This is a genomic window from Agrobacterium sp. FDAARGOS_525, assembly GCF_003938925.1.
Classification (GTDB): Bacteria; Pseudomonadota; Alphaproteobacteria; order Rhizobiales; family Rhizobiaceae; genus Agrobacterium; species Agrobacterium pusense.
Genome location: NZ_RKIU01000003.1, coordinates 1,805,259 through 1,831,014 on the forward strand (window position 1 = coordinate 1,805,259; position 25,756 = coordinate 1,831,014).

The window sequence follows — 25,756 nt, forward strand, 5'->3', positions numbered from 1 at the left end:
CCACGCCATACTCATTAGCATTCCCTCACACATTAACGTGAAGACACCTTCCTGCGCGGCGTTAACCAACCATCAAGGTTAATAAGAGATTCTTGAACACCTGTAGAAAATTCGGTTGTCGGTGTTCGGAGTGCTGGTTTTGCGTTCGAAAAGAGTAATGCGTCGTCGGTCCCCCGTGTCCTTTCAGGGATGGGCGTCCAAGTGGACGTCACCCGTCGTCTTCGGCCTGGCCGCCTGGCTTGTCTTTCCCTCCCTCGCTGCGCGTGCCGATCTCGCCTCGCTTCTGGCGGGCCTCGACAAGGGCGGCGAACAATGGCGCATGGTGCTGACTGCCTCCCCGGCGGGCTCGACGCATAACGCCTCCCTGACATTCAACGATGCGGAAGGGGACGAGGCGCTGCATGGCGGCGGCATGACCCTGCCCAATGGCAGCAAGGTCGCGTTCGTCACCAACAAGAAGGGCGAGGCAACGACGCCGGACAGCGAGCGGGTGAACCGCGCCGCCAAGAAGGGCCGCATCGTCGCCACCGAAATCATGCAGCCGCCGAAGGCCTTCACCGCCGGTTCGGTGCTGCAGCGCACCTCGATGCTGGATATCGAGCCGCTGAAGCGCAAGGATCGCACCGCCTTCGTCAAGCCGAAGCGCGGCAAGGATGTCGAACTCGCCTCTTTCTATTTCCGCCGCGAGGAAAAGAAGGCGGACAAGAGCGTCTCGCCGATGCTGGCGGAACTCGTCACCAACCGCACGCCGGACATCCTGGCGACGGCCTATGCGCCCGCCGAACCGGATTTTGCCCGCGAGTCTCCCTTCGACGCCATTCTGAAGAAGCCCGAGGCCGGCCGCTTCGTACCGCAGATCAACCCAGATGACCACGCCTGGGCCGCAACGCCGCTGCCGGCTGCCGTGTTTTCTCCGGCCGAACAGCAGTGCCTTGCATCGGGCATCTATTTCGAGGCGCGCGGTGAGTCCGTTAAAGGTCAGGCGGCGGTGGCGCAGGTCATCCTCAACCGCGTGCGCAATCCGGCCTATCCGAAAACCATCTGCGGCGTTGTCTACCAGAACAAGGACTGGCGCAATCGCTGCCAGTTCTCCTTCGCCTGCGATAATATCAAGGACCGGGTGAATTCCGAACGCCACTGGAAGATGGCCCGCGAAGTGGCCATGGCGACTACGGCCGGCAAGATCTGGCTGAAGGAAGTTGGCTCTGCTACCCACTATCACGCCGTTTACGTGCGTCCCGCCTGGGGCAAGTCGATGAAGAAGGTCGGCAGAATCGGCCTCCACGTCTTTTACCGTACCTATGGTGGCGGCTGGAGCTGATACCACCGCCAATTTGTCGCATTTTGCGTGTCAAAAATGCCGATTCCCCGGCGAAACATCGCCCCCAAACCGTGATTTCTAGTCAAGGCATTGTTTTTGCATGATTAATTTGTGCCTAAACAACCGCTCGCAGTGCCTTGACTAGAGAAGCCCCTAAAACTATGTTGCGCGCGACTTCAGAGCGGGCTGGAACAGGCTTAATCCGTCACCGTTTACAACTCCAAAGGGTTCTGGCATGGCTGGAACGGAGAAAATGGGTGGGATTTTAAGATGACTGGCAACCGTGACGATAGTCTGGACGAGCGCCGCAAACGCCTTGCTGACGAGTTGGCAAAGGTGAAGGCGGAGGATGAGGCGGAAGTGAGGGCGGAGACCAACGCTGCGGAGAGCCGGAAAGGCTTTGCGATGGCGGTTAAGCTCTCATCGGAGTTCATTTCGGCCATCGTGGTCGGCGCTATGCTGGGTTATCTTCTGGACTATTTTGCCGGCACGACGCCGTGGGGGATGATCGTTCTTCTTCTTCTCGGTTTCTGCGCAGGCGTATTGAATGTGTTGCGTTCGACGGGCGCGGTGGCCAAGCCGCCGCTGCTTGAGAAGGCGGACAGACGAGACGAGGGTGGAAAACGCGGCCTTTGAGGCTGTTTTTCCTTACAGTTGAGATGCCGCGACAGGCGGCGACAGGTAAAGAGGGCAGCCGGTGGCAAACGATCCGACCCATCAGTTCTTGGTGCAGCCGATCATTCCGATCGAAATTGGCGGCGTCGATTTTTCCTTCACCAATGCGTCGCTCTTCATGGTCGCGACCGTGGCTGCTGCTTCGGGTTTCCTTTATTTCGCAACGTCGAACCGCGGTCTGATCCCCACCCGCATGCAGTCCGTTGCCGAAATGTCCTATGAGTTCATCGCCTCCATGCTGCGCGAAGGCGCCGGCAAGAAGGGTATGGTGTTCTTCCCCTTCGTTTTCTCGCTGTTCATGTTCGTGCTGACGGCAAACCTGCTCGGCATGTTCCCGTATTTCTTCACGGTCACCAGCCAGATCATTGTCACCTTCGCGCTCGCCTGCCTCGTCATCGGCACGGTCGTGGTTTACGGTTTCTATAAGCACGGTTTGCATTTCTTCGGCATTTTCGCCCCCTCCGGCGTGCCCAAGGCGCTTCTGCCGCTTGTGGCGTCGATTGAAATGATCTCCTTCCTGTCGCGCCCGATCAGCCTTTCCGTTCGTCTTTTCGCGAACATGCTGGCCGGCCACATCACGCTCAAGGTTTTCGCAGGCTTCGTCGCCTCCATGAGCGCGCTTGGCGCGCTCGGCGTCGGCGGTGCAGTCCTGCCTCTCATCATGACGGTCGCCATGACCGCTCTCGAATTTCTCGTTGCCTTCCTGCAGGCTTACGTCTTCGCGGTACTGACTTGCATGTACCTGAACGACGCCGTGCATGGTGGTCACTGAGAAGTAAAGTCGCTGGCCCCGGCAACGGGCGTCAAAAACAGCCGCAACAACCAATATCTCAAGGAGTCTCACATGGAAGCGGAAGCAGCAAAGTACATCGGCGCAGGTCTCGCATGCCTCGGCATGGCTGGTACGTCCCTCGCACTCGGCCGTATCTTCGGTGATTACCTGTCCGGCGCACTGCGCAACCCCTCTGCTGCCGACAGCCAGTTCGGCCGTCTGGTATTCGGCTTCGCCGTTACGGAAGCTCTGGGCATCTTCTCGCTGCTCGTTGCTCTCCTTCTCCTGTTCGCTGTCTAATACCGGCATCAGGTCTGGATCACGGCCCGCAACATAGCGTGCCGTGATCCTTCGCATTTGCAGTCCCCCTGGAGGTGAGCATGTTCGTGACCGAGGCTTATGCCCAGTCAGCACCGACCGTAGGTGAAACGCATACGGAAACTCCGGCCGTTGGCCAGCCGCAACCGGAAGCCACGCACACGGAAACCGGTGTAGCGCATGGCGCCGAGCACGGTTCTTCCGGCGTTTTCCCGCCGTTCGACCAGTCTACTTATGCATCGCAGGTCCTGTGGCTGGCGATTACGTTTGGCCTTTTCTACCTGCTCATGCAGAAGGTCATCGTTCCGCGCGTCGGCGGCATTCTCGAAAACCGTCATGGACGCATCGCACAGGATCTCGACGAAGCGGCACGGCTGAAAGCTGAAGCTGACGCTGCCGTCGAAACCTATGAAAAAGAACTCGCGGCAGCCCGCGCCAAGGCAAGCTCGATCGGCGCCGCGGCCCGTGACGCCGCCAAGGCGAAGGCCGATGCCGATCGCGCCGCTATTGAAGCCGGTCTCGCCGAAAAGCTTGCCGCCGCCGAAAAGCGCATTGCCGGCATCAAGGACCAGGCTTTTGCCGACGTCGGCGCCATCGCCGAAGAAACCGCGACCGCAATCGTCGACCAGCTGGTTGGCGCAAAGGTCAAGGACACGGACGTCAAGGCAGCGATTGCCGCCGCTTCGAACGTCAAGGGAGCCTGATATGGCATTTGATGCATCATTTTTCGCTCTCGTCGGTCTCGTCCTTTTCTTCGTCCTGATCGCCTATCTCAAGGTTCCGGGCATGCTCTCCAAGTCTCTGGACGAGCGCGCGCAGAATATTCAGGATGAGCTGGCTGAAGCCAAGCGCCTGCGTGAAGAGGCCCAGCACCTGCTGGCCGAATATCAGCGCAAGCGCAAGGAAGCCGAAGCCGAAGCCGCCGGCATCGTTGCCGCCGCTGAACGCGAAGCCGCCGCACTGACCGAAGAAGCCAAGCAGAAGACGGAAGAATTCGTCGCCCGCCGCACGGCTCTTTCGGAACAGAAGATCAAGCAGGCCGAAGAAGACGCCATCGGCGCCGTCCGCGCCGCCGCGGTCGACATCGCCATTGCCGCATCCGAGAAGCTGCTGGCCGAAAAGACGACGGCCGCCGCAAAGGCCAAGCTTTTCACCGCCACGATCGGCGAAGTGAAGTCGAAACTGAACTGAGATTTATCTCGGTATTGTTCAAAACCCCTCCGGCCCCGCCGCGAGGGGTTTTTTGTTTGAGGTGATAAAGCTGGTTAGGATTGGGTGCCGCCTGCACTACGAAAATGCGGCATTCGCTAACAGGCATTTCTCTTAGGGTGGCGGTAACTGGCTGCAATGTTTTTGATGCAGATTGCTCATCGCTTTGCTCCAATACTTGGCATGGTTTGGACGCACCGAAAGCATCGGAAGGCCCTTAGCAAACACTGCCCGCAAAGGGTTGACTATGACAGAGGCAACTATCATAAGCCGGACAGTTAAGGGGAGAGTTCTCGTTGAACCAGATAGCCATCTTCAGCGGTAGTGCGCATCCCGAACTTGCGAAGGAAATTTGTTCCCACCTCGGCGTGCCGTTGCATCCGGTGCGCACTAAGCGCTTCTCCAACGATTGCCTTGAGGTCCAGCTGCAGGCAAACTGCCGGGAGCAAGATGTCTTTATCGTCCAACCGCTCAGTGCGCCTGTGCAGGAAAACCTGATCGAGCTGCTCTTGATGCTCGATGCGGCGCGTGGTGCGTCGGCCTCACGCATCACCGCAGTCATTCCGCACTTTTCCTATGCTCGCTCCGACAAGAAAGATGCGCCGAGGATCTCCATCGGCGGTCGGCTGGTCGCAGATCTCCTAGTTACGGCAGGTGCCAGCCGCGTGCTCACCATGACGCTGCATTCCCCCCAGGTCCACGGCTTTTTCAGCGTGCCTGTTGATCAGCTCCACGCCTTGGGCGAGCTCGCCAATTATTTCTTCCGTTATGATCTCAGCCGGGCCGTCGTCGTTTCCCCCGACCTTGGCAATGCCAAGAACGCGGCCGCCTTTGCAAAGCGGCTGAATGTGCCTGTCGCGGCCGGCGCCAAAGAACGGGTGAGCGATACCCAAGTGCGCATCTCGGCGCTGATCGGCGATATCCGAAATCGCGACGTCATTGTGCTCGATGACGAGATCGCCAGCGGTGGCTCCATTCTTGAGCTGCTCCAACATCTGCGGGCCCACGGCGCACGCACCATCCGGATCGCCACCACGCACGGAATTCTCGCTGGCTCTGCAGTTGCCCGGCTTGCCGCGGAACCGGACGTGCTTGAGATCGTGTGCACCAACACGGTGCCCATCGCTGCCGAAAAGCGCCTTCCCAAGCTTACCGTGTTGTCTGTCGCACCGGCTCTCGCCGAAGCAATGCGCCGGATTAATTCGGGGGATTCCGTTAGCGCGCTTCTGGCCGAGGACATTGGTCCGGCCCAAGTGATCACCGCGTCTCAAAGCAAATGAAGTGAGCATTTCTTTGGACTGCCGGACTAGAGATGTCCTCAGGTGGCGCCGCCGTCAAGTCCGCGCTGCGGCTAGAACTTCACCATTTGTCATCAATCCCGCTTCAGTGGCCGAAAGCTCATCCTGTGCAGCGCGCAGGGCCCGTGGCTTTCGATGGCGCGCAGGTGGGCCGGTGTGCCGTAGCCTGCGTGGCTTTCAAAGCCATAGGATGAATGCACCACACCCGCACGTTCCATCATCCGGTCGCGGGTCACCTTGGCGACGATTGAGGCGGCGGCGATGGAGAGGGAGCGGGAATCGCCCTTGATGACGGCCTTGGCTTCGCAGGTGATGCCTGGCGGCCTGTCGCGGCCGTCGGCCAGTACGAGGGCGGGGGAAATTTCGAGTCCGAGGACTGCGCGGCGCATGGCGTCCAGGCTGGCGCGCAGGATATTCATCGTGTCGATCAGGCCCGGGCCGGAGGAGGCGACCGATACGACCGAGGTTTCCATGATCTGGACGAACAGGCTCTCGCGCTTTTGCTTCGTCAGTTTCTTGGAATCATCCATTCCGTCAGGAATATTGTCCGGATCGAGAATGACGGCGGCCGCAACCACAGGGCCGGCGAGCGGGCCACGCCCTGCCTCGTCCGTGCCGGCGACCGGCCAGAGGCCCTTCTTTCGCGCTTCCAGCTCGAACGAGAAATCCGGGCCAGTATCGGCAAGATCAAAAAGGGCAGGAGAATCGGGTGTGGCCGTGCGTTTCATGCGGCGAAACTGGCACACACACCCGATCTCCTGCAAGCCCCCGGAAGCGGGCGATGACAGGCACGATGAGCCGGGGTCAAGGGGCGTGGCTCACCGTGCCCAAGGTCGTCATGACCTTTTATCCTCCAGCAGGGCGGCGGAGGAAAAACGATCGCACGCGAGGCGGCGGTTCCAGGGGCGATGTCCGGCGGGCCAGGGAAAACCAGCCGGGCATTTCGTCGAGAGCAACACGATGAGACGATTGCTCCTGTCATTTTGAATTCCGTTTATTAAAAGCTCACAGCACCTCGTATTGTCGGCGCGTCATCCCCCCATGCTCGATGTCCTCTCGGGCTTGACCCGAGATCCTGTCGCGCTCGGTTCACGTTCCAGGGTCGAGCCCGAGGGTAGCGTCTGGTTCATCACGGGCATTCGTTACCTTCAGTCACTTTCACCATGCGGCTCTCAAAGCAGAGACAATTGCACCCCGGCACCGCCCGGAGGCACGAACAGGTCGTCACGCAGGTTGATGCCGCGGCGGATGAGACCAAGTCTTTTGGTCGCCATCTCGAATCGCCTGCCGATCTGCCAGGCATAAGGGCCATCACCCTTCATGCGCTTGCCGAACTCCGCGTCATAATCCTTGCCGTCGCGCATGGAGCGCACCAGCGACATGACATGACGGTAACGGTCCGGATAGTTGCGCAGCAGCCAGTCGCGGAACAGCGGGCTTACCTCCAGCGGCAGCCGCAAAAGCACATAGGAAGCCTCGGTCGCGCCAGCAGCCTTGCCGGCCTCAAGAATGCGCTCGATTTCATGATCGTTAAGCGCCGGGATGACGGGTGCCATCATCACCGCCACCGGAATTCCGGCATCCGTCAGCGCCTTGACGGCCTCCAGCCGCTTCTCCGGCGTGGCGGCGCGCGGCTCCATCGTGCGCGAAAGCTTGCGATCCAGCGACGTGACGGAAATGCCGACCTTGACGAGCCCCTTTTTTGCCATTGGCGCGAGAATATCAATATCCCGCTTGATCAGCGCCGATTTGGTGACGATGGCGACGGGATGATCAGCCTTGGCCAGCACTTCCAGTATCTGCCGCATGATGCGCCATTCGCGCTCAATCGGCTGGTAAGGGTCGGTATTGGTGCCGATGGCGATTACCCGCGCCTTGTAGCCGGGTTTCGCCAGTTCCCGTTCCAGAAGTTTGGCCGCATCAGGCTTGGCAAACAGCTTGGCCTCGAAATCAAGTCCGGCCGAAAGGCCCATGTAGCTGTGAGTGGGTCTGGCAAAACAGTAAATGCAGCCATGTTCGCAGCCCCTGTATGGATTGATGGAACGATCGAAGGGGATATCGGGCGATTCATTGCGGGTGATGATGCTGCGTGGCTTTTCCACCTGCACCTCGGTGCGGAATTCCGGCATCTCTTCCAGCGTCTGCCAGCCATCGTCGAAGACCTCACGCTGCAAGGCTTCGAAACGTCCATCTGGATTGAGCCCCGCACCACGGCCGCGGCGACGGTCAATCTCGATGCGCAGGCCGGATGCATCGGCCAGCGCATTGGCAATGTCAGGCATATGGCTCGGCTGGAAGGCAGCCTGCCCCGAAAGCGAATGATTTCTCATCTGGATGCTCCCAAGACGTCGCACGCCTTTCGAGGCACGCTGAACGCCCTAAACCGTTTCCATCCGGAGAGGCCTCATCGCCCCTCGAATGATTAAATTCCTACATCACGAATGAGAACAATACAAGAACAAAATTGTAAATTTGGCTGCTTTTGTACTGCCGGGGCCAGCGCCAGGACGGGCACGCCGGCACCTGAGATCGCGGAGAGCGACATCAACCCCCGCGGATTTTACCGCGACGAGCATGGTGGCAATTTATTGTGCGATGCGTTAGAGCTATGCACATGTTGACAGTCATAATGGAATGCCGGGATCAGGAGCCGGAACTGGCGCATACGCTGTCTGCGCTTGTCACCGGTGCCGTGGAAGGGCTTGTAAGCGATGTTGTGATTCTGGATCACGGTTCGCGCGATGGATCGTCGCGTGTGGCCGATGCGGCCGGCTGCCGTTTTTATGGGCAATGGGAACTGGAGGATATCGTCAAGTCCGCGCGTGGCGGCTGGTTGCTGCTGATCGAGCCGGGCGCACGCCCGCAGGCAGGCTGGATCGATGAAATCCTGGAATATGTCGCGATCTGCGAACAGCCAGCGCGCTTTTCCCCATCACGTTATCACCGGCGGAATGTTTTCAGCCGTGTCCTGCGCCGCACCCCGCCGCTGGAGCATGGTTATCTCCTGCCGAAGAAGCACGCGATGTCGATTGCGAAATCGGGCATGAGCCTGACGCAATTTGTCGGCGCGCAGAAGCCGCGCCGGCTGAATGCGGAAATGGTGCCCGCCTGGGCATTGCGGGCTTCGGCCTGAGGCGGGAAGGGTTATTCCGCGAGCACCTTGCCGGGGTTCATGATTCCGGCGGGATCGAATGCGTGCTTGATGCGCCGCATCAGCTCCATTTCGATGCCGGGCCGGATGGCGGCCAGTTCGTCGCGCTTTAACTGGCCAATGCCGTGTTCGGCGGAAATCGAACCGCCCAGCGACAGCACGATGCCGTGCACGATTTCGTTCATGTCCCGCCAGCGGGCGAGGAATTGCGCCTTGTCCGCCCCCACCGGCTGGGAAATATTGTAATGGATGTTGCCGTCGCCCAGATGGCCGAAGGCGCAGACACGGGCGCCCGGGATAGCAGCAAGAACCGCCTTTTCCGCCGTCGCCATGAACTCCGGTATTCTGGAAACCGGGACGGAGACATCGTGCTTGATGGAGCCGCCCTCCGGCTTCTGCGCATCCGACATGCTCTCACGCATGTGCCACAGTGCCTGACGCTGGGCTTCGGAGGCGGCGATCACGGCATCCTCGACCAGCCCGGCCTCAAAACCACGCTCCAGCAGCAATTGCATCATCGTATCCGCCGTCTCGGCCGAATCGGAGGTGGAGATGTCGATGAGTGCGTACCAGTCATGGGGCTGTTCCAGGGGATCGCGCACGCCGGGAATATGTCTGGCGGTAAACTCCACGCCAATCCGTGGCATAAGCTCGAAGCCGGTCAGCGCCGTGCCGCAGAGGTTTGACGCCATCTCGAACAGCTTCAGCGCATCTTCGGTTGAGGTCAGCCCGGCGAAGGCCACCTGATGGCCGAGTGGCTTCGGGAAGAGCTTCAGCACCGCGCCGGTGATGATGCCGAGCGTACCTTCGGAGCCGATGAAGAGATCACGCAGATCGTAACCGGTATTGTCCTTTTTCAGCCGGCGCAGCCCGTTCCAGATCTCGCCTGTCGGCAACACCACTTCGAGCCCGAGGCAGAGCTGGCGCATATTGCCATAAGCAAGCACTGCGGTACCGCCGGCATTGGTGGCGAGATTGCCGCCGATACGGCAGGACCCCTGAGAGCCGAGGGACAGCGGAAACATGCGTTCAACCGAATCGGCGGCTTTATGGATGTCATCGAGAATGCAGCCGGCATCGGCAACGATGACATTGGCGACGGGATCGATGTCGCGAATGCGGTTCATGCGCTCCAGCGAAAGAATGATGTCAGTTCCCCCGGCGCGCGGCGTTTGCCCGCCGACAAGGCCCGTATTGCCCGTCTGCGGCACGATTGGGGTACCCGTCTCGCTGGCGAACTGCAGGATGGCCGATACTTCCTCGACCGATCCGGGTTTGAGGAGCAACGGCGAAGCGCCACGATAAAGCCCGCGATTTTCCACCAGCCGCGGCGCCATCTCTGTCGCATCGCGCACCGCATTCCTGTCTCCGACAATGGCGGCAAATCGGTCGAGGATGTCGGAGGAGGGGACGGTTGTCATCGGGCGTCTCTCTGTCATTTGAAACGGTGGGCGAATGGTCGGCGGGCCTCAGCTCCGCGGTGCGGCGGCGCGGGAAAGGCGGTCATTGATCGCCTCTCCAAGACCGTGAGTGGGAATGCTGGTGATGGCGATGCTGTCTGCGCCGCTCGCATCGGCGGCCTTGAGGTAATCGAACAGGTTGGCGGCGGCCTCGGAAAGATCGCCGGAGGGGCTGAGATCGAAAACGGCGCGGGCGGTCTCTTCACCCGCAACCGGGATACCTTCGAACCGGATCAACGCTTCGCCAGGCGAAACCGATGTGGCGTTGAGGCGCACGGCGGCGCCGGGGGCATAATGCGAAGCGAGCATGCCTGGCGCCTCGATGGCCGCCGACGCTTTTTCAGAACGTTCAAGCCGCTTGCCCGCAACACGCTCTATTTCGGCCGTGACGACGCCGCCAGGACGAAGCAGACGCACCCTTCCATCTTCCTCCACCTTGACGATGGTGGATTCGACGCCGACCGAAGCCGCCCCGCCGTCGAGAATGAGGTTGATTTTCTGACCGAGATCGGCCTCCACATGGGCGGCGCTTGTCGGGCTGATCTTGCCGGAACTATTGGCGCTGGGGGCTGCGAGCGGTTTGCCGAACCGGCGGATAAGATCGCCGGCAAAACCTTGCGGTACGCGAATGCCGACCGTATCGAGCCCGGCCGTCGCCAGCGCATGAATATCGCTTGCCGGCTTCAGCGGCAGCACCAGTGTCAGCGGGCCGGGCCAGAAGGCCTGTGCAAGATCAAGCGACATGGGATCGAAAATGGCGTAACGTTCCGCCATGGCGATATCTGCCATGTGGCAGATCAACGGGTTGAATTGCGGCCGGCCTTTGGTCTCGTAGATACGGGCAATGGCTGCAGGGTTGGTGGCATCGGCGGCAAGGCCGTAAACGGTTTCCGTCGGCAGGGCGATCGGCTGGCCGGCGGCAAGCTCCGTGACGGCTGCTTGAAGGGCGGTTTCCCGCTCGTTTTCAATATGGATATGACGCGCCATGATGCTGCCTTTCAGGGCGGTCAATAGCGTATTTCCGGGCAGAATGGAAAGCGCTAATGCACATTGTCCGAAACTGGTCGTCGGTTTCGGGACAACGACATGCCTAAGAAAGAAAGATGAAGTCCCTGGGGGCTTTGTCGCTGCTATATCGCCTTGATGATCCTGCGCATCTCCTCCGAGCGCGCGCCGAGCATGAGGACGTTTTTCAGCGCCACGCGCGGATCGTGTGTCTGGAACAGCAGGCCGCCGCGATGGACGGATGTATCGACGGCGATTTCCTGATCGGGAAGGGCGTTGATGGCGACAGCGAAATACATCCGCGAATAACGCGCATCGATATTTTCGAAGAAGTTTTCGGCACCGCTCAGTTCCGCGAAGAAATTCGCGAAATAGAAGGACCATAGCACATGACGCTCTGCATCGAAGCTGGTCGTCGCCGCCGTGACGTGGCAATAACCCAGATGCGGCCGGTCATTCAGCAGATGGTGAAAAACCATCTTCGGAAAACGGATGGACTGGTGAAAACCGTTCAGGCGGCTGTGGGTGGCATCGGCGGCAGCTTCCAGCTTTCGCCCGGTCAGCGCAGCCACTTCGTCATGGCTGTAGTAGACGCGTTCTTTCGGCAGCCACCCCTCTTCGTAACGGCTGATGCGCCCTGTCCGCAAAAAATCGGAATGCGCGGTCTTCGAGCGTATCGGTGTGACCGAATGCCTGCTCGCATCGAAATAGCGTATGCGTGTCGCCTTCTCCACCGGGAACACCCTCGTTGCTGTCGATCCGGTAAGATAATTTAGGGTGCGTTAATACTCCGTTGCGCTGCAGCCCCTGTTTTTTGATGGGTGGGCAGTGGCTGCGCCATCATTCGTCATATTGCGACGTCGTTGCAGGCGGTAAATAGTTGCCGGATTTTGCAGTGGAATGGCCTGAAGACGCCGTTTGGACATGTCGCAATTTGTCGCCAATGCGGAAGCCGATGTCGCTGTCTGTGCTGCCGCAAATGACCGCCGATGATTAGATGAGGACATGCTTCCGCAGCCCCCGCAAATGGTGTCGGGCAGGGCGGTTTGATCGAGGATTTGGCCATGGAATTGCGTGATACCGTATTGCGCCAGCTGAAAAACCGCCGCGAAGGTTTTAGCCTGGAACAGCCCTTCTACACGGACCCGGATTACTTCAAGCTGGATATGGAAACCATCTGGTATCGCGACTGGCTGTTTGTCGGCCATGATTGTGAGGTACAGAAGTCCGGCAGCTATTTCACCGTGCAGGTCGGCGCCTATTCGGTCGTCATCGTTCGTGGCCGCGACGGGCAAATCCGCGCGTTCCACAATTCCTGCCGCCATCGCGGCTCCCGCGTCTGCACCACGCAGAAGGGCCAGTCGGCGCGTCTGGTCTGTCCCTATCACCAGTGGACCTACGATCTTGACGGCAAGCTGCTTTTTGCGCGCCACATGGGCGAGGAGTTCGACAAGGGCGATTTCGGCCTGAAGCCTGTCGCCTGCGAAACCGTCGCTGGCTACGTCTTCATCTGCCTCGCCGATCAGCCGGCGGATTTTGAGCCCATGCGCGCCGAAGTGGAAAGCTACATGGCGCCGCACCGCATATGGGAAGCCAAGGTCGCGCATGAGAGCACCATCATCGAAAAGGGTAACTGGAAGCTCGTCTGGGAAAACAACCGCGAGTGCTACCATTGCGCCGCCAACCATCCGGAACTCTGCCGTACCTATCCCGAAAACCCGAGCGTGACGGGAACGGATGGCGGGGCAAGCGACCCCGAGATCGGCGGCCACTGGGCACGCTGCGAAGCAGCCGGCCTGCCCAGCCGTTTCAAGATTGACCCGAAGGGCCAGTTCCGCGTGGCGCGCATGCCGTTGATCGGCGAAGCGGAAAGCTACACAATGTCGGGAAAACGCGCCGTGCGCCGGCCGCTGTCGGACGATGTCAGCATCAGCCATATCGGCGCGCTGCTCCTGTTCCATTACCCGACGACCTGGAACCACTTCCTCGGCGACCACACCATCTCCTTCCGCGTGCTGCCGCTCAGCGCCAACGAGACGATGGTCACCACCAAATGGCTGGTGCACAAGGATGCGGTGGAGGGCGTGGATTACGATCTTGAGGATCTCACCCATGTCTGGAACGAAACCAACGATCAGGACCGCCGCATCGTCGAGGAAAATGCCTTCGGCATCCGCTCGCCCGCTTATGAGCCCGGCCCTTACTCCATGGAGGACGAGGGCGGCGTGATGCAGTTCGTCAACTGGTACGCCGATTTCATGATCGACCGGCTGTCCGGCGACAAGGCCCGGCTTTCGGCTGTAGCGTGAAGATGAACATGGTCGTGACATATAAGCATATTGACGAGATGAAGCCGTGGAGCGACAAGCTCCAGCTGCTGGAATGTATTTCGGTAACCCCCGAAACACAGGATGTGATGACGTTCCTGTTCCGCTCCGAGGATCAGAACTGGTTCCGTTATCTGCCGGGCCAGTTCGTCACGCTGGAACTGCCGGTGGGCAAGGAGCCGCTTTACCGCACCTACACATTGTCATCCAGCCCGTCGCGGCCCTATTCGCTGTCGGTCACGGTCAAGGCGCAGGCCAACAGTATCGGCACGCGCTGGATGTTCGACAATCTGAAGCCCGGCATGAAGATCCGGGCGCTTGGTCCGCTCGGCGATTTTTCCTACGTCAAGCATCCCGGGGACAAGTATCTCTTCATCTCCGCGGGCTCCGGCGTCACGCCGATGATGTCGATGGTGCGCGACATGAGCGACCGCGCCCCGCAAAGCGACATTGCCTTCATCAATTGCTCGCGTACACCCGGCGATATTGTCTTCCGTCACGAGCTGGAATATCTCGCCCGCTTCATGCCGAACCTGTCGCTCGGCTTCATTGTCGAGAAATGTGGACGCACCGATCTGTGGTCCGGCCTGAAGGGCATGGTCGACAAGGCCAAGATCGCGCTGCTCGCCCATGACTTCATGGAGCGTACCGTCTTCTGCTGCGGGCCGGAGCCGTTCATGGCCGCTGTCCGCTCCATGCTTGAAGCCTCCGGCTTCGACATGGGCCGTTACCATCAGGAAAGCTTCTCGCCTGCTGCTCCCGTCGCCGTCGGCGAGAGTGTTCTCACCGATGATGGCGAAGCGTTGTCGATGGTGGGTTTTACCCTTTCCGGGAAAGAAATGCCCTGCCAGCCCGGGCAGACCGTTCTGATGACGGCGCGTGCAGCCGGTGTGCGGATCGGCGCAGCCTGCGAATCCGGCATCTGCGGGACTTGCCGGGTCTTGAAACTTTCCGGCGAGGTGGAGATGAACCACAATGGTGGCATTCTCGATGAGGAAATCGAGGAGGGCTATATTCTCGCCTGCTGCTCGCGGCCTTTGACCGATGTCAAGGTGGAGGCATGATGCCGGCAGGCATTTGAGGCTTTCCTTCCATTACCATTGTCTGGAACCAAATTTCCGTAAATTCGTTTGCACGTCATCCAATTCTTCTCGGGCATGAAGCGGGGCTGACCCTAATCTCCGAAAAGAGTGAGTGGGTGAAAAGCGTGGGTCAACGCGCTGAAGCAAACGGAGGAAGATCATGATAAATTTCCGGACAACGAGTGTCGCCACGGCCCTCGTCGTGTTCCTGACCAGCTTTACGCCGTCGTAGGCGTTCCAGGTTCCTGTGCCGATCCAGAAGCCGGCGGTTTCCACCGACAATGTCGTGCAGGTGCAATATCGCGAATGGGACCGTCGACATGATCGCCGTCACGGCGACCGCATGTATCGCCCGCGCCCGCCGCGTGACGGCTATTATAATGGCCACCGTGGTTACCGTGACCGCCGTCCGGGTTACCGTTATCATAACGGCTACTGGTTCCCGCTTGCCGCTTTCGCCACCGGCGCCATCATCGGCGGCGCGATTCAGCAACCCCGTCCGGCCTATGGCGGCAGCCATGTATCCTGGTGTCAGAATCGCTGGCGCTCGTATCGTGCCTACGACAACACCTACCAGCCCAACAGCGGTCCGCGCCGCATTTGCGTATCGCCTTACAGCCGCTAATTGCACAAGCAGAAGCCCGGTCTTTACCGGGCTTTTGTCTGGCCCTGAAACGCCGTGGTTTTGATAAACGAAGCGTGATCGGACCGTTAATCGTAGGTTCAGCCACACGTCCCTAGGCTGTAGAAGTACACGACACCGCCCGGACAAAGGCGGAATAGAACAACAGAAATTCACGTCTTACGGCCTGTCGACCGTCGTGAATGGAGGAAGTCAGATGAAAAGCTATGTGAAGAATATCCTGGCTGTCGGTCTTTCTGCAATCGTGGTTGCAGGAGCGATTGTTCCGGCCGAAGCCGCCATGCCCCTGCCTGTAGCGCCGAAGAGCGTTGAGACCTCGGGCAACGATGCCAGCAAGAATATCGTGAACGTGCAATATTGGCGTGACCGTGACGGCTGGGGCGATCGTCGCGGCTGGTATCGCGGTCACCGCGGTTACCGCGATTATCGTCCGGGTTACCGCCACCATGACGGTTACTGGTTCCCGCTCGCAGCATTTGCAACGGGCGCAATCATCGGCGGCGCTCTTTCGCAGCCGCGCGAAGTGTACCGTCCGGTGCCGGAATATCGCCCGCGCCCGGTCTATCGTGAGTATCGTCCGGTCCGCCGTGGTGGCATGAGCCAGGCGCATGTGAACTGGTGCTATGGCCGCTATCGCTCCTACGACGCCTATAGCAACACGTTCCAGCCGTACAACGGTCCGCGTCAGACCTGCTATTCGCCCTACGGCTGATAGGTTGGCCAAGACCGAGATTGACAGAGCCGTCCGGTTTCGACCGGACGGCTTTTTGCTGTCAGAGGATACGCGCGCGTTTCAACACGAACCAGGCGAGCACGACCGAGATGACGATGAAGATGCTGGCCGCCATGGTGCCACCGGTCCCGACCGTAAACGGCAGCTCATCCGTGTTCATGCCAAAAAAGCCGGTTACCAGCGACGGTGGCAGCAGGAACGCCGTCATCAGCGACAGTATATAGAGATGCCGGTTGGTTTCAGACGAGAGTTTTGAATCGATTTCTTCGTGAAGCAGCCTTGCGCGCTCCTGCAGGGCATAGACGTCATGATCGACAGCCTCGAGGCGCCCCATCAGCCGTGAGGCGACATCCTCGAAACCGTCAGGCATCTCGTCGTCATCCGCTGCCGAAGCCCGCCGCATCAGGGTGAGGACGGTGCGTAAATGCCGGTGCAGGCGCACCACCGTGCGGCGCAGCGGTGCGAGGCGTCGCCTTTCGTCGCGGGTCTCGCTGTCATAGACCAGATCCTCGATGGCGTTCAGTTCTTCCGTCGTCTCCATGACCAGATTGATCAGCGAACGCTGGAATTCGGCGACAAGGCCTTCGAAGACGTGGGAAGGTGTGAGATAGCGGTTGGAGTTCTTGTCGACCGCCGCCTTTAGCCGGTCTACCGAATGCAGCGGCTGAAGGCGGGTGGTGATGATGAAACGGTCGCTCACCGCAAAATGCAGCCAGCCGAAATCGCGCGTTTCCTTGTCGAATTCCCGTTGGAAATCGACCAGGGTGCCGTAGAGCGATTTTTCGTCGACAACAATGGACGGATGCGTTTCGTGGGTGGTGAGGCTTGCCCGTGCTGCCGGATCGAGACCCTCAACCGTCTCCAGAAAACCCGCCACGCGCTGATCGGCGAGATTGAGATGCAGCCAGAAGAACCCGTCGCGTCCCGCCATCTCGTCAAAGCCGGCATCGGGCGCCAGCCTGCGGCATGGGGCCTTCCCGGGTTGAAATTGATAGGCCCACACGAGGCCGGGAATGGTGGGCGTTATGAGGTCCATCGTGGCAGTCCTGACCGGCGGGATGGGAGGAGAGGGGTGCCCGTCGCACCGGGGGGAGGCGAAAGGAGCGCGTCAGGGCACCGTCAACATGCTGAGCAAATTCATATGACAGTTTTATAACAAGCCCGTCGAAATACCGGGAATTTTCAAATTGACGTTTACGTAAAAATCATTTAGCCCGAAGGCAGTAGCAGGATACAAGAGCTTCGGGAGGAGGCAGGATGTATAGCGCGCCGGTGGATGATATCGCCTTTACACTCAAACATGTAGCGGGTCTCGGAGACGCGCTTTCCAGGGGTGTGCTGGGAGATCTGAGTGAAGATCTCGTCGATGCCATTCTGGAGGAAGCCGGACGTTTCGCCACCGGAGAGGTCGCGCCACTCGCCGAAATCGGGGACCGTCAGGGCGCAAAACTTGCCGATGGCAGGGTGACGACGCCCGATGGCTGGGCCGATCTTTACCGTCGCTGGGCGGCGGCGGGCTGGAACAGCCTGACTGCCCCGGAAGAATTCGGCGGCCAGAACCTGCCGCATATGCTAAATGTTGCAGCGCTCGAAATGTGGAATTCCGGCTCCATGGCCTTCGCGCTGGCGCCGACGCTGACAATGGGTGCGGTGGAAGCCATCGTCGCCCACGGCAGCAACGATCTCAAGCGAAGCTATTTGCCGAAACTCGTCTCCGGCGAATGGACCGGCACGATGAACCTGACCGAGCCGCATGCGGGTTCCGATCTTGGTGTCCTGAAGACCCGGGCGGAGCGCAATGGTGACGGCACCTACCGCATCTTCGGCCAGAAGATTTTCATCACCTGGGGTGAACACGACGCGGCTGATAATATCATCCACCTCGTTCTCGCCCGTCTTCCGGATGCGCCGGCGGGAACGCGTGGCATTTCGCTGTTCCTCGTGCCAAAATTCCTGCCCGATGAAAACGGCGCGCCGGGCAACCGCAACGATCTTTTCTGCCACTCTCTCGAACACAAGCTCGGTATTCACGGTTCGCCCACCTGCACCATGATCTTCGGTGACGGCAAATTTGGTGACGAAAAGGGTGCGCTCGGCTGGCTGGTCGGCGAGGAGAACAAAGGCCTCGCCTGCATGTTCACCATGATGAACAACGCCCGCCTTGCCGTTGGCATGCAGGGCGTGGCGATCTGTGAGGCGGCGACCCAGAAGGCGATCGAATACGCGAGGGAACGCACGCAGGGCAAGGCGCCCGGCTGGCAGGGTCCGGGCATGAGCCCGATCATCGAACATCCTGATATCGTGAGAACCCTTCTGACAATGAAGGCGCTGACGCAAGGATCACGGGCGATTTCCTTCAGCTGCGCGCACGCCATCGACATGGCGCATGCGACTGAGGACGCCCGGCAGCGCGCTCACTGGCAGGAGCGCGCTGCCCTTCTGACACCGATCGCCAAGTCCTTTTCCACCGATGCCGGTGTCGATGTCGCGTCCATGGGCATTCAGGTGCATGGCGGCATGGGCTTCATCGAGGAAACCGGCGCGGCGCGTTATCTGCGTGATGCCCGCATCGCGCCGATCTACGAGGGCACCAACGGCATTCAGGCCATCGATCTGGTCCTGCGCAAGTTGCCGCTCTCCGAGGGCGCGCAGGTACGCGGTTTCATCGCCGAACTGCGTGAGATCGCCGCCCGCACGGCCGCATCGAACCGTGACGATCTCGGAGAGACCGCCCGTTATCTCGATGCCAGCCTCACCGATCTGGAAACGGCAACCGACTGGCTGCTCTCCCGCATCAAGGCGGGCGAAACCGAGATGGCACTTGCGGGCGCCACGCCCTATCAGCGTCTCTTCGGTCTTGCCTTGACGGGCGCTTATCTCGCCAAGGGTGCATTGGTCTCTGTCGATGATAGCAGGGGCGGGCATCGTGCCGCGCTTTGCCGTTTCGCGGCGGAAAACCTGCTGGCGGAAACGGCGGCGCTGAAGGACCGCATTGTGTCAGGCGCGGCAAGCCTTGCCGCCGCCCGTACTGTTTTGGCTTGAGGAGCTTCAGATGTCGGACGACCATATTCTTGTCGCGCGTGTCGGCCATGCGCCTGACGTTCTGACCATCCGCTTCAACCGACCGGAAAAGAAAAACGCCATCACCGATGCCATGTATCTGCGCATGGCCGAGACGTTGCACGCCGCCAATACGGATCCGGACATCCGCGTCGTTGCCTTTCTCGGCACGGAAGGCTGCTTTTCCGCTGGCAACGACATGGCTGATTTTCTCGCCTTCGCCATGTCCGGAGGAAAGGGCAAGCTCGCTGCCCTCGAACTTCTGAAAGCGCTGGTCACCTTCGAAAAACCGCTGGTATCCGGTGTCGATGGGCTCGCCATCGGCATCGGCACCACGCTGAACCTGCATTGCGACCTGACGGTCGCTTCCAGCCGCAGCCTGTTCAAGACGCCCTTCGTGGATCTCGCATTGGTGCCGGAAGCGGCCTCCAGCCTGCTCGTGCCAAGGCTCATCGGCCACCAGCGCGCCTTTGCGCTGCTCGCGATGGGTGAGGGTTTTTCCGCCGAGCAGGCATTGCAGGCCGGGCTGATCTGGAAAGTCGTTGCCCCGGAACATGTCGAAGCCGAAACGCTGGCGCTTGCCACCCGCCTTGCCGCCAAACCGCAGCAGGCGCTGAAGATCGCTCGCGATCTGGTCCGCGGCAACCCGGCCGATATTCTCACCCGCATCGAAGAGGAAGGTCGTCATTTCATCGCGCAGCTGCAAAGTGCCGAAGCGCGCGCCGCCTTCGAGGCATTCATGCGTCGTTAAGTGTGCGGGCAGGAATTCCTTGCGGTTAAGCAGCCGGGCAATATGGCTTGGGTTAGATAACGCACCGTCATTGTCCGAAGGCCACCCACATGCGTCACTTCGTTTTTTCGCCCTGACTGTCTTCCTATCCGCCGCGACGATTGCTGAAGCGGCGGCGATAACACGCGCTCCAGCGGCTTCCACCAACGATGTCATTCTGGCGCAGTCCACGGACGACGATAGTCCGAACTTCTATTCCGGCAATAACCGCGACCGCCAGCGCCGCGCGCGTTTCGTCTGCGTCATCACCCCCCCGGACAGCGCCAACCGCCGTCGGCCCTATATCTGCCCGCTGGAGCGCGGCCGTGTGGGCGGTGCCTGCCGCTGCTCGGGCGTGGTGGGCAACGGCACGGTCGATACGGTCTGGTAAGACTCCTAGGCTTCATCTCCACTCTCATTCCTGCGACAAGCACAGGAATGAGAGCTGTTGGGATTGCGGGCATATGAATCGTTGTGTTGCCTCAGCGTCGCTGAGCGGCTCTCCGCCCGGATTGCTTATTTCTCCAGCGTCGCCACGGCTTCCACATGCGGCGACCACAGGAACTGGTCGACCGGCGTGACGCGGGTGATGCGATAGCCGCCCTCGGTCAGGATGGCGAGATCGCGCGCCAGTGTCAGCGGGTTGCAGCTCACGGCCACGATCTTCTTTACCGTGCTGCGTGCCAGTTCCTTGCACTGGAACTCCGCGCCCGCGCGTGGCGGATCGAAGACGACGGCGTCGTAATTCTTTAGCTCGCTTGTCATCAGGGGGCGGCGGAAGAGATCGCGCTTCTCGACGCTGACCGGCTTCAGGCCCTGCGTGTTGCGGGCGGCGAAATCCAGCGCCTTCAGCGGCTTGTCTTCCGCCTCCACCGCATGCACCTTGCCAACGCGCGCAAGCCGCAGCGCAAATGTGCCGGAGCCGCAGAAGAGATCGGCAATGCGTTTGGACTTGCCGACATGGGCAAGCACCAGCTCCGCCATGGCGTCCTCCGCCTGCTTCGTCGCCTGCGTGAAGCTGCCGGCCGGGGGCGATACCGCCACCCCGCCAAACTCGATGATCGGCTTCTGGGGTTCGATCAATATTTCACCCGACAGTGAAACACGCGCAATGCCGCGCATGGCAAGAACCGTTTCCGTGAGCGTGCGGCGCTGCTTGTCGCTGACCGACTTGATACCGTCGACGGAAATATCGAGGCCGGAAAGGGTCTCCAGCACCGTCATCCGGAAGGGTTCCGCATTCGCCACCATTGAAAGTCCGATGGCGCGGATGGCATCCAGTCGCGAGACGATGCCGGGCGAGGTGACGGGACATTCCTCAATGGCGACGATGTGGTGGCTGTTCGCCTGGCTGAAGCCGAGCAGCAGGCCCTTTTCCGTCTTGCGGGCGGCGAACACCGCACGGCGGCGCTCGCCAGGGCGACAGATGACGAGATTATCCACATCGGGCGTCAAGCCCTTCGATTTCAGTGCCGAGACCACCAGTTCCCGCTTGTATGCGTGGTAAGGCTCGTCGGCGAGATGTTGCAGCGAACAGCCGCCGCAGGTGCCATTCTTGCCCTCCGGGCCGAAATGGCGGCAGGCGGGTGTACGGCGCTCGGGTGAGGCTTCCGTAATCGACATGACGGTGCCGTGATCCTTCACCTTGGCGATGGCGACCGTCTCGCCGGGCAACGCGAAGGGCACATAGACCGGGCCGTCGGGACAGTGCGCAATGCCATCGCCCTGGGCGCCGAGGCTCTTGATGGTGACGGTTTGTGTGCTCATGGCTTTTCGCCTCCGAGAAGAAATTCGACATTGCCGTCACCGCCAGAAATCGGCGAGGGAATGAGGCCGAGACTTTTCCAGCCCATGTCCTCCGTCAGCCAGCGCTCCAGTTCGGCCGCCACTGCGGGCGCGGTTTCGGGTTCCTTCAGAAGCCCGGCCTTGCTGATGGCGTCACGCCCTGCCTCGAATTGCGGTTTCACCAACAGGACAGCACGAGCACCCGGCTCAGCAAGATCGAGCGCCGGGGCGAGCGCGAGCTTCAGCGAAATGAAGGACACGTCGGAGACAATGAAGCCGATGGGCTGGTCATCGATATCGTCCGCCGTCAGGAAGCGGGCATTCAGCCCCTCCAGATTGGTGACGCGCGGATCGTTTGCGATCCTTGCATGCATCTGCCCGTGGCCGACATCGATGGCGATGACGTGGCTGGCGCCCCGTTCCAGCAGCACCTCGGTAAAACCGCCTGTGGAAGCGCCGACGTCAAGACAGTGATGGCCGGAAGGATTGAGCCCGAAATGATCGAGTGCCGCCACGAGTTTCAGAGCTGCGCGGGAAACATAGGCCTGCGCTGGATCGCTGATGGCGATCTCGGCATTGCCGGCGACGGTCTGGCTCGGTTTGGTGACGGTCTTGCCGTTGACGCTCACGGTGCCGCGCGCAATCGCGTCGCGCGCACGCGAGCGACTGGCAAAATGGCCGAGCGACACGAGAAGCTGGTCAAGCCGTTCATTTTCAGGTGTTTTGGACATGATCCCGTGTCAATGACTGCCAAACTCCGCCGATGCAAGCGATTTATCGCGATGCGGAGCCGACAGCGCCTGAGCCACGGACTTATGAGGCTTTTGCGCCGCAAATCAGCATATCAGATTAATCCAATATAAAGGCTTGTATTGCAGGGTGTGCCAAGGCCCGTGCGGCCGGTCGGAACCCGCCATGATGGCATCTTCTCCCATTTCTGAAATTGCGGCCGTTGCAGCGCAGACGCTTGCTCCGAGGCATCGGGTCGCCGAGAGAGTTTGCGATGTCGCTGAAAAATCTCCCCATTAATCTGAAGCTCATAGCCACCTTCTGTGCCTTGATGGGCGTGTGCCTGCTCGCTTCCGCGGTCGTATTCTGGCAGACGCTGGGGAGCGAGCGTGTCACGATTGAAAACAACCGCACCAAGGATATCATCCAGGCCGTGGATGGCGCGACGGCAGCCATGCTGGAACAGGCCGTCAATCAGCGCGGCTTCCTGCTGTTTCGCAGTGACAGCACCTATAATGACGTGTTCGCCCAGCGCGATATCATGCTGAAGAAGCTTGATGAAGCGCGCGCCCTTGCTGCCGGCCAGCCGGACATCCTGAAATCCATCGACGACATGCAGAAATCCGCCACCGTGTTCTTCAAGGAACTGGCGGAACCGCAGATCGCCGCACGCAAAGCGACCGAAGCGCCGATTTCCGAAATCATCGAAATCGGCCGTAATCAGGCCAAGGGCCAGCTTGACGGCTTCCGCGCCTCGGCCGCCAAGATCAAGGAACAGCTGAATGGCCTGTCCACCGCTTACGCTGCAGAACAGCAGGCTGCTGCCCGCAAGCTGGAATATGCCCTTCTCGGCGGTGGCGCCGTCGCCGGCCTTCTCGCCGTGATCCTGATCTGGGCGCTTTCGCGCTCCATCGTTACGCCCATCGTCGGCATGACAGCGGCGATGAGCCGGCTTGCCGATGGCGATCTGACGACGGAAGTTCCGGCCACGGATCGTGGCGACGAAGTCGGCAAGATGGCAAAGGCTGTAATGGTCTTCAAGGAAGCCGGGCTTGAAAAAGCTCGCCTTGCCGGTGAGACCGATCGCATGCGCTCCGCGACGGAAGCAGAACGTCGCCGCACCGAGGAAGAAAAAGCCAGGGACGAGGCCGCCAGCGCTTTTGCCAGCGCCGAGCTTGGCAAGGGCCTTGCGGCTCTCGCGGATGGCGATCTTTCCTATCGCATTGAAACGCCTTTTGCGCCTGCGATTGATCCGGTTCGTGTGAATTTCAACAGCGCCGTCGAAAAACTCCAGCAGGCATTGCGCACGGTCGGCGAGAACGCGGCCGCCATCAATGCCGGCGCTTCGGAAATGCTCTCCGCCGCCGACGACCTGTCGCGCCGCACCGAACAGCAGGCGGCCTCCATCGAAGAGACCGCTGCGGCGCTCGAAGAAGTCACCACCACCGTGCGTGATAGCGCCCGTGGTGCGGAAGATGCCGGCAATCTGGTCCAGCGCGCCCGCGCCGGTGCGGAAAAGTCGGGTGTTGTAGTCCGCAAGGCGGTTGCCGCCATGCGCGAGATCGAGAAGTCCTCGGGCGAAATCGGCAACATCATCGGCGTCATCGACGATATCGCTTTCCAGACCAACCTCCTGGCGCTGAATGCCGGTGTGGAAGCCGCCCGCGCCGGTGATGCCGGCAAGGGCTTTGCGGTGGTCGCGCAGGAAGTCCGCGAACTTGCCCAGCGTTCGGCCAATGCCGCCAAGGAAATCAAGACCTTGATCAGCGCTTCCAGCCAGCAGGTGGAAAACGGCGTCAATCTCGTCGATGAAACCGGCAAGGCGCTGGAACTCATCGTCTCGGAAGTCGAAGAGATCAACGCCCATGTCAGCGCCATCGTTGTCGCTGCCCGCGAACAGGCCACCGGCCTGCAGGAAATCAACACGGCCGTGAACACCATGGATCAGGGCACGCAGCAGAACGCCGCCATGGTGGAGCAGCAGACCGCCGCCAGCCATTCGCTGGCCCGCGAAGCGGAAGCGCTGAACAGCCTGCTTGGCCAGTTCAGGATGGGCGGCGCACGCACCGCCGTTGCGAGCGCCGGCGGATATTCCGCTCCGCGCGCATCTTCGGCCAAGCCGGCCTTTCAGCCTGCGCCAGCCGCGCCGATCCGCAAGGCTCCGGTAAAATCGGCCTCTGCAACAGCAAGGCCTGTCGCATCGCCGGCCCGTGCACTCGGCCAGAGCCTTGCCCGCGCCTTCGGTGGTGCTGCCGAAGCACCGGCCGCGAAGGATCAGGACTGGACGGAGTTCTGAGCGGGGCTTCAGATTGAACCTACGGATCGGGGGCCGAAAGGCCCCCTTTTTGCGTCGGCATTTTCAAATGGGAGGCCGCCTAGGCGCGCTGTAGCCGGAACATCCGCGCAAAAAAAAGCTCATCCGACAGGCGGTGGAGCACGGCGGCAATGACGGCGGTTGCGGCAATGGCGAAAACGAGACGTCCGGCGAGAACCCCGTAGACATCCGCACCCAGCGACATGACCACAAGCGTGTCTTCAATCACGCTATGGGCAAAACCCATGAAGACGCAGGACAGAAATACCTGCCGCGGTGATATCGTCCCCGATTGCGCCTCGCGGATCAGGAAACCCGCGCCATAGGAAATGCCGAGGAACAACCCGATGGCAGTGAGATGCTCGGCCTCGCCGCGAATGCCTGCAAGACGCAGCAGGGGCGAGAGCGCTTTCATCATCAGCGCGAGCAGGCCGGTCAGCCTGAGAATTTCAAGGCAAAGGGAAAGGGCAAGGAGGATGACGAGCATCCAGGCCATGGTTTCACCGAGACCGAGGAAATAGGCGGACCATTCAGGCTTGGCGCTCATCGCAATCCAGGCCGGGCTCACCGGCCCCGACAACCAGCCGGTCGATTCCAGAAGCTGGTGCAGGAGAAAGGCATAAAGCAATCCGCCGCCGACGCGCAGCCCCGTCGTGACGATCATGCCGGGGCCCGCCTTTTCGATGATTTTCTGTTCGATGGGCAGGCCATGGGCGAACAGGATGAGCGCCGAAAAAACGGTAATATCAGCCACGGTCAGTGAAGACGCGGGAACCAGCGTGAAGATGAGCGGCACGGCACCCCATATGCCGACCAGCATCGCGGTCAGCCAGGCAAGGCCGAGTTCAGGCGGCAGGCCGATGAGGTTCATGACCGGCGCAAAGGCAGGCGCCACCGCGTCGATCGCCCCCATCCTTGATAGCAGCTCGGTCAGTATGGCGATCGGGACCGTGATCCGCACCAGCACCCAGTAAATTGCAAGCGTTTCCCGCGTTTTTTGCCAGACGGTCTGTAGAACTGACATATCAAGGCTCCCCTGAAAGTTGTTTCCATCCACTACTCCCGGCCGGTTCGCATTTGCGGTCAGAGATTGCAGTTTCATGCA

At 60.5% G+C, this 25,756-nt stretch carries 24 protein-coding genes and 1 pseudogene; 16 read left to right on the forward strand and 9 right to left on the reverse strand.

What is annotated here, in order from left to right; genetic code table 11:
• Positions 1-157 precede the first annotated feature (157 nt).
• The 7 genes from EGT36_RS10105 to EGT36_RS10135 all read left to right on the forward strand — a co-directional run bounded on the left by EGT36_RS10105 (position 158) and on the right by EGT36_RS10135 (position 5,575).
• Positions 158-1,321: a cell wall hydrolase gene (locus tag EGT36_RS10105; RefSeq protein ID WP_035209376.1), complete on the forward strand. Its 1,164-nt coding sequence runs from the start codon at positions 158-160 to the stop codon at positions 1,319-1,321.
• 270 nt (positions 1,322-1,591) lie between these two features.
• Positions 1,592-1,957 carry an AtpZ/AtpI family protein gene (locus EGT36_RS10110; RefSeq protein WP_022555707.1) on the forward strand — a complete coding sequence of 122 codons (366 nt, stop codon included), beginning with the start codon at positions 1,592-1,594 and terminating at the stop codon, positions 1,955-1,957.
• Positions 1,958-2,018: 61 nt separating this feature from the next.
• Positions 2,019-2,768 (forward strand): F0F1 ATP synthase subunit A, encoded by a 750-nt coding sequence (locus EGT36_RS10115; RefSeq protein WP_004440258.1) that lies wholly within the window; start codon positions 2,019-2,021, stop codon positions 2,766-2,768.
• Between the two features lie 72 nt (positions 2,769-2,840).
• Entirely contained in the window at positions 2,841-3,068 is a 228-nt protein-coding gene (locus tag EGT36_RS10120; protein WP_003494147.1) for a F0F1 ATP synthase subunit C, read from the forward strand.
• Positions 3,069-3,148: 80 nt separating this feature from the next.
• Entirely contained in the window at positions 3,149-3,790 is a 642-nt protein-coding gene (locus EGT36_RS10125; RefSeq protein WP_004440268.1) for a F0F1 ATP synthase subunit B, read from the forward strand.
• A gap of 1 nt (position 3,791) precedes the next feature.
• The gene (locus EGT36_RS10130; RefSeq protein WP_004440269.1) at positions 3,792-4,277 is read left to right on the forward strand and encodes a F0F1 ATP synthase subunit B; all 486 of its coding nucleotides are present in this window, start codon (positions 3,792-3,794) and stop codon (positions 4,275-4,277) included.
• A gap of 314 nt (positions 4,278-4,591) precedes the next feature.
• Positions 4,592-5,575 (forward strand): ribose-phosphate diphosphokinase, encoded by a 984-nt coding sequence (locus EGT36_RS10135; RefSeq protein WP_052114205.1) that lies wholly within the window; start codon positions 4,592-4,594, stop codon positions 5,573-5,575.
• 92 nt (positions 5,576-5,667) lie between these two features.
• On the opposite strand, the gene rnhB is transcribed toward EGT36_RS10135, so the two are convergent.
• Together rnhB and EGT36_RS10145 are read right to left on the reverse strand one after the other, a co-directional pair.
• Positions 5,668-6,321: a ribonuclease HII gene (gene rnhB / locus EGT36_RS10140; protein WP_081950564.1), complete on the reverse strand. Its 654-nt coding sequence runs from the start codon at positions 6,319-6,321 to the stop codon at positions 5,668-5,670.
• Between the two features lie 444 nt (positions 6,322-6,765).
• Positions 6,766-7,923 carry a PA0069 family radical SAM protein gene (locus EGT36_RS10145; protein WP_022555710.1) on the reverse strand — a complete coding sequence of 386 codons (1,158 nt, stop codon included), beginning with the start codon at positions 7,921-7,923 and terminating at the stop codon, positions 6,766-6,768.
• A 284-nt stretch (positions 7,924-8,207) separates the two neighbouring features.
• Here EGT36_RS10145 and EGT36_RS10150 point away from each other — a divergent pair, with 284 nt between their 5' ends.
• Positions 8,208-8,726 (forward strand): hypothetical protein, encoded by a 519-nt coding sequence (locus tag EGT36_RS10150; protein ID WP_004440279.1) that lies wholly within the window; start codon positions 8,208-8,210, stop codon positions 8,724-8,726.
• Positions 8,727-8,737: 11 nt separating this feature from the next.
• On the opposite strand, the gene EGT36_RS10155 is transcribed toward EGT36_RS10150, so the two are convergent.
• The 3 genes from EGT36_RS10155 to EGT36_RS10165 all read right to left on the reverse strand — a co-directional run bounded on the left by EGT36_RS10155 (position 8,738) and on the right by EGT36_RS10165 (position 11,943).
• Positions 8,738-10,165: an FAD-binding oxidoreductase gene (locus tag EGT36_RS10155; protein ID WP_004440282.1), complete on the reverse strand. Its 1,428-nt coding sequence runs from the start codon at positions 10,163-10,165 to the stop codon at positions 8,738-8,740.
• Between the two features lie 48 nt (positions 10,166-10,213).
• Positions 10,214-11,191 (reverse strand): L-threonylcarbamoyladenylate synthase, encoded by a 978-nt coding sequence (locus EGT36_RS10160; protein WP_004440284.1) that lies wholly within the window; start codon positions 11,189-11,191, stop codon positions 10,214-10,216.
• 143 nt (positions 11,192-11,334) lie between these two features.
• Positions 11,335-11,943, reverse strand: a complete 609-nt coding sequence (locus EGT36_RS10165; RefSeq protein ID WP_125270363.1) for a DUF6656 family protein — start codon at positions 11,941-11,943, stop codon at positions 11,335-11,337.
• A 330-nt stretch (positions 11,944-12,273) separates the two neighbouring features.
• On the opposite strand from EGT36_RS10165, the gene EGT36_RS10170 reads away from it, so the two are divergent.
• The 4 genes and pseudogenes from EGT36_RS10170 (at position 12,274) to EGT36_RS10185 (ending at position 15,973) form a co-directional block, all read left to right on the forward strand.
• The gene (locus EGT36_RS10170) at positions 12,274-13,518 is read left to right on the forward strand and encodes an aromatic ring-hydroxylating oxygenase subunit alpha (RefSeq protein WP_006699899.1); all 1,245 of its coding nucleotides are present in this window, start codon (positions 12,274-12,276) and stop codon (positions 13,516-13,518) included.
• 8 nt (positions 13,519-13,526) lie between these two features.
• The gene (locus tag EGT36_RS10175; RefSeq protein WP_004440293.1) at positions 13,527-14,600 is read left to right on the forward strand and encodes an FAD-binding oxidoreductase; all 1,074 of its coding nucleotides are present in this window, start codon (positions 13,527-13,529) and stop codon (positions 14,598-14,600) included.
• A 178-nt stretch (positions 14,601-14,778) separates the two neighbouring features.
• Positions 14,779-15,243, forward strand: a pseudogene (locus EGT36_RS10180) (BA14K family protein).
• A 214-nt stretch (positions 15,244-15,457) separates the two neighbouring features.
• The gene (locus tag EGT36_RS10185; protein ID WP_004440298.1) at positions 15,458-15,973 is read left to right on the forward strand and encodes a BA14K family protein; all 516 of its coding nucleotides are present in this window, start codon (positions 15,458-15,460) and stop codon (positions 15,971-15,973) included.
• A 61-nt stretch (positions 15,974-16,034) separates the two neighbouring features.
• Here the strand turns inward: EGT36_RS10185 and EGT36_RS10190 are convergent, their stop codons facing one another.
• Complete coding sequence (locus tag EGT36_RS10190; RefSeq protein ID WP_004440300.1) at positions 16,035-17,030, reverse strand: transporter; 996 nt, start codon at positions 17,028-17,030, stop codon at positions 16,035-16,037.
• A 221-nt stretch (positions 17,031-17,251) separates the two neighbouring features.
• Between EGT36_RS10190 and EGT36_RS10195 the strand changes: the two genes are divergently transcribed.
• The 3 genes from EGT36_RS10195 (at position 17,252) to EGT36_RS10205 (ending at position 20,214) form a co-directional block, all read left to right on the forward strand.
• The gene (locus tag EGT36_RS10195) at positions 17,252-19,036 is read left to right on the forward strand and encodes an acyl-CoA dehydrogenase family protein (protein ID WP_125270365.1); all 1,785 of its coding nucleotides are present in this window, start codon (positions 17,252-17,254) and stop codon (positions 19,034-19,036) included.
• Between the two features lie 10 nt (positions 19,037-19,046).
• A complete protein-coding gene (locus tag EGT36_RS10200; RefSeq protein ID WP_037090806.1) occupies positions 19,047-19,805 on the forward strand; it encodes a crotonase/enoyl-CoA hydratase family protein in 759 nt (252 codons plus the stop codon).
• Between the two features lie 70 nt (positions 19,806-19,875).
• On the forward strand, positions 19,876-20,214 hold the full coding sequence (locus tag EGT36_RS10205; protein WP_125270367.1) for a hypothetical protein: 339 nt from the start codon (positions 19,876-19,878) through the stop codon (positions 20,212-20,214).
• A gap of 125 nt (positions 20,215-20,339) precedes the next feature.
• On the opposite strand, the gene EGT36_RS10210 is transcribed toward EGT36_RS10205, so the two are convergent.
• Together EGT36_RS10210 and EGT36_RS10215 are read right to left on the reverse strand one after the other, a co-directional pair.
• A complete protein-coding gene (locus tag EGT36_RS10210) occupies positions 20,340-21,590 on the reverse strand; it encodes a class I SAM-dependent RNA methyltransferase (protein ID WP_037090804.1) in 1,251 nt (416 codons plus the stop codon).
• On the reverse strand, positions 21,587-22,339 hold the full coding sequence (locus EGT36_RS10215; protein ID WP_037090803.1) for a TlyA family RNA methyltransferase: 753 nt from the start codon (positions 22,337-22,339) through the stop codon (positions 21,587-21,589). Before EGT36_RS10215 ends, EGT36_RS10210 begins: the two co-directional genes overlap by 4 nt.
• A 272-nt stretch (positions 22,340-22,611) precedes the next feature.
• Here EGT36_RS10215 and EGT36_RS10220 point away from each other — a divergent pair, with 272 nt between their 5' ends.
• On the forward strand, positions 22,612-24,633 hold the full coding sequence (locus EGT36_RS10220) for a methyl-accepting chemotaxis protein (protein ID WP_037090802.1): 2,022 nt from the start codon (positions 22,612-22,614) through the stop codon (positions 24,631-24,633).
• 79 nt (positions 24,634-24,712) lie between these two features.
• On the opposite strand, the gene EGT36_RS10225 is transcribed toward EGT36_RS10220, so the two are convergent.
• Positions 24,713-25,675 (reverse strand): nucleoside recognition domain-containing protein, encoded by a 963-nt coding sequence (locus EGT36_RS10225; protein ID WP_037090800.1) that lies wholly within the window; start codon positions 25,673-25,675, stop codon positions 24,713-24,715.
• Between the last annotated feature and the right edge of the window lie 81 nt (positions 25,676-25,756).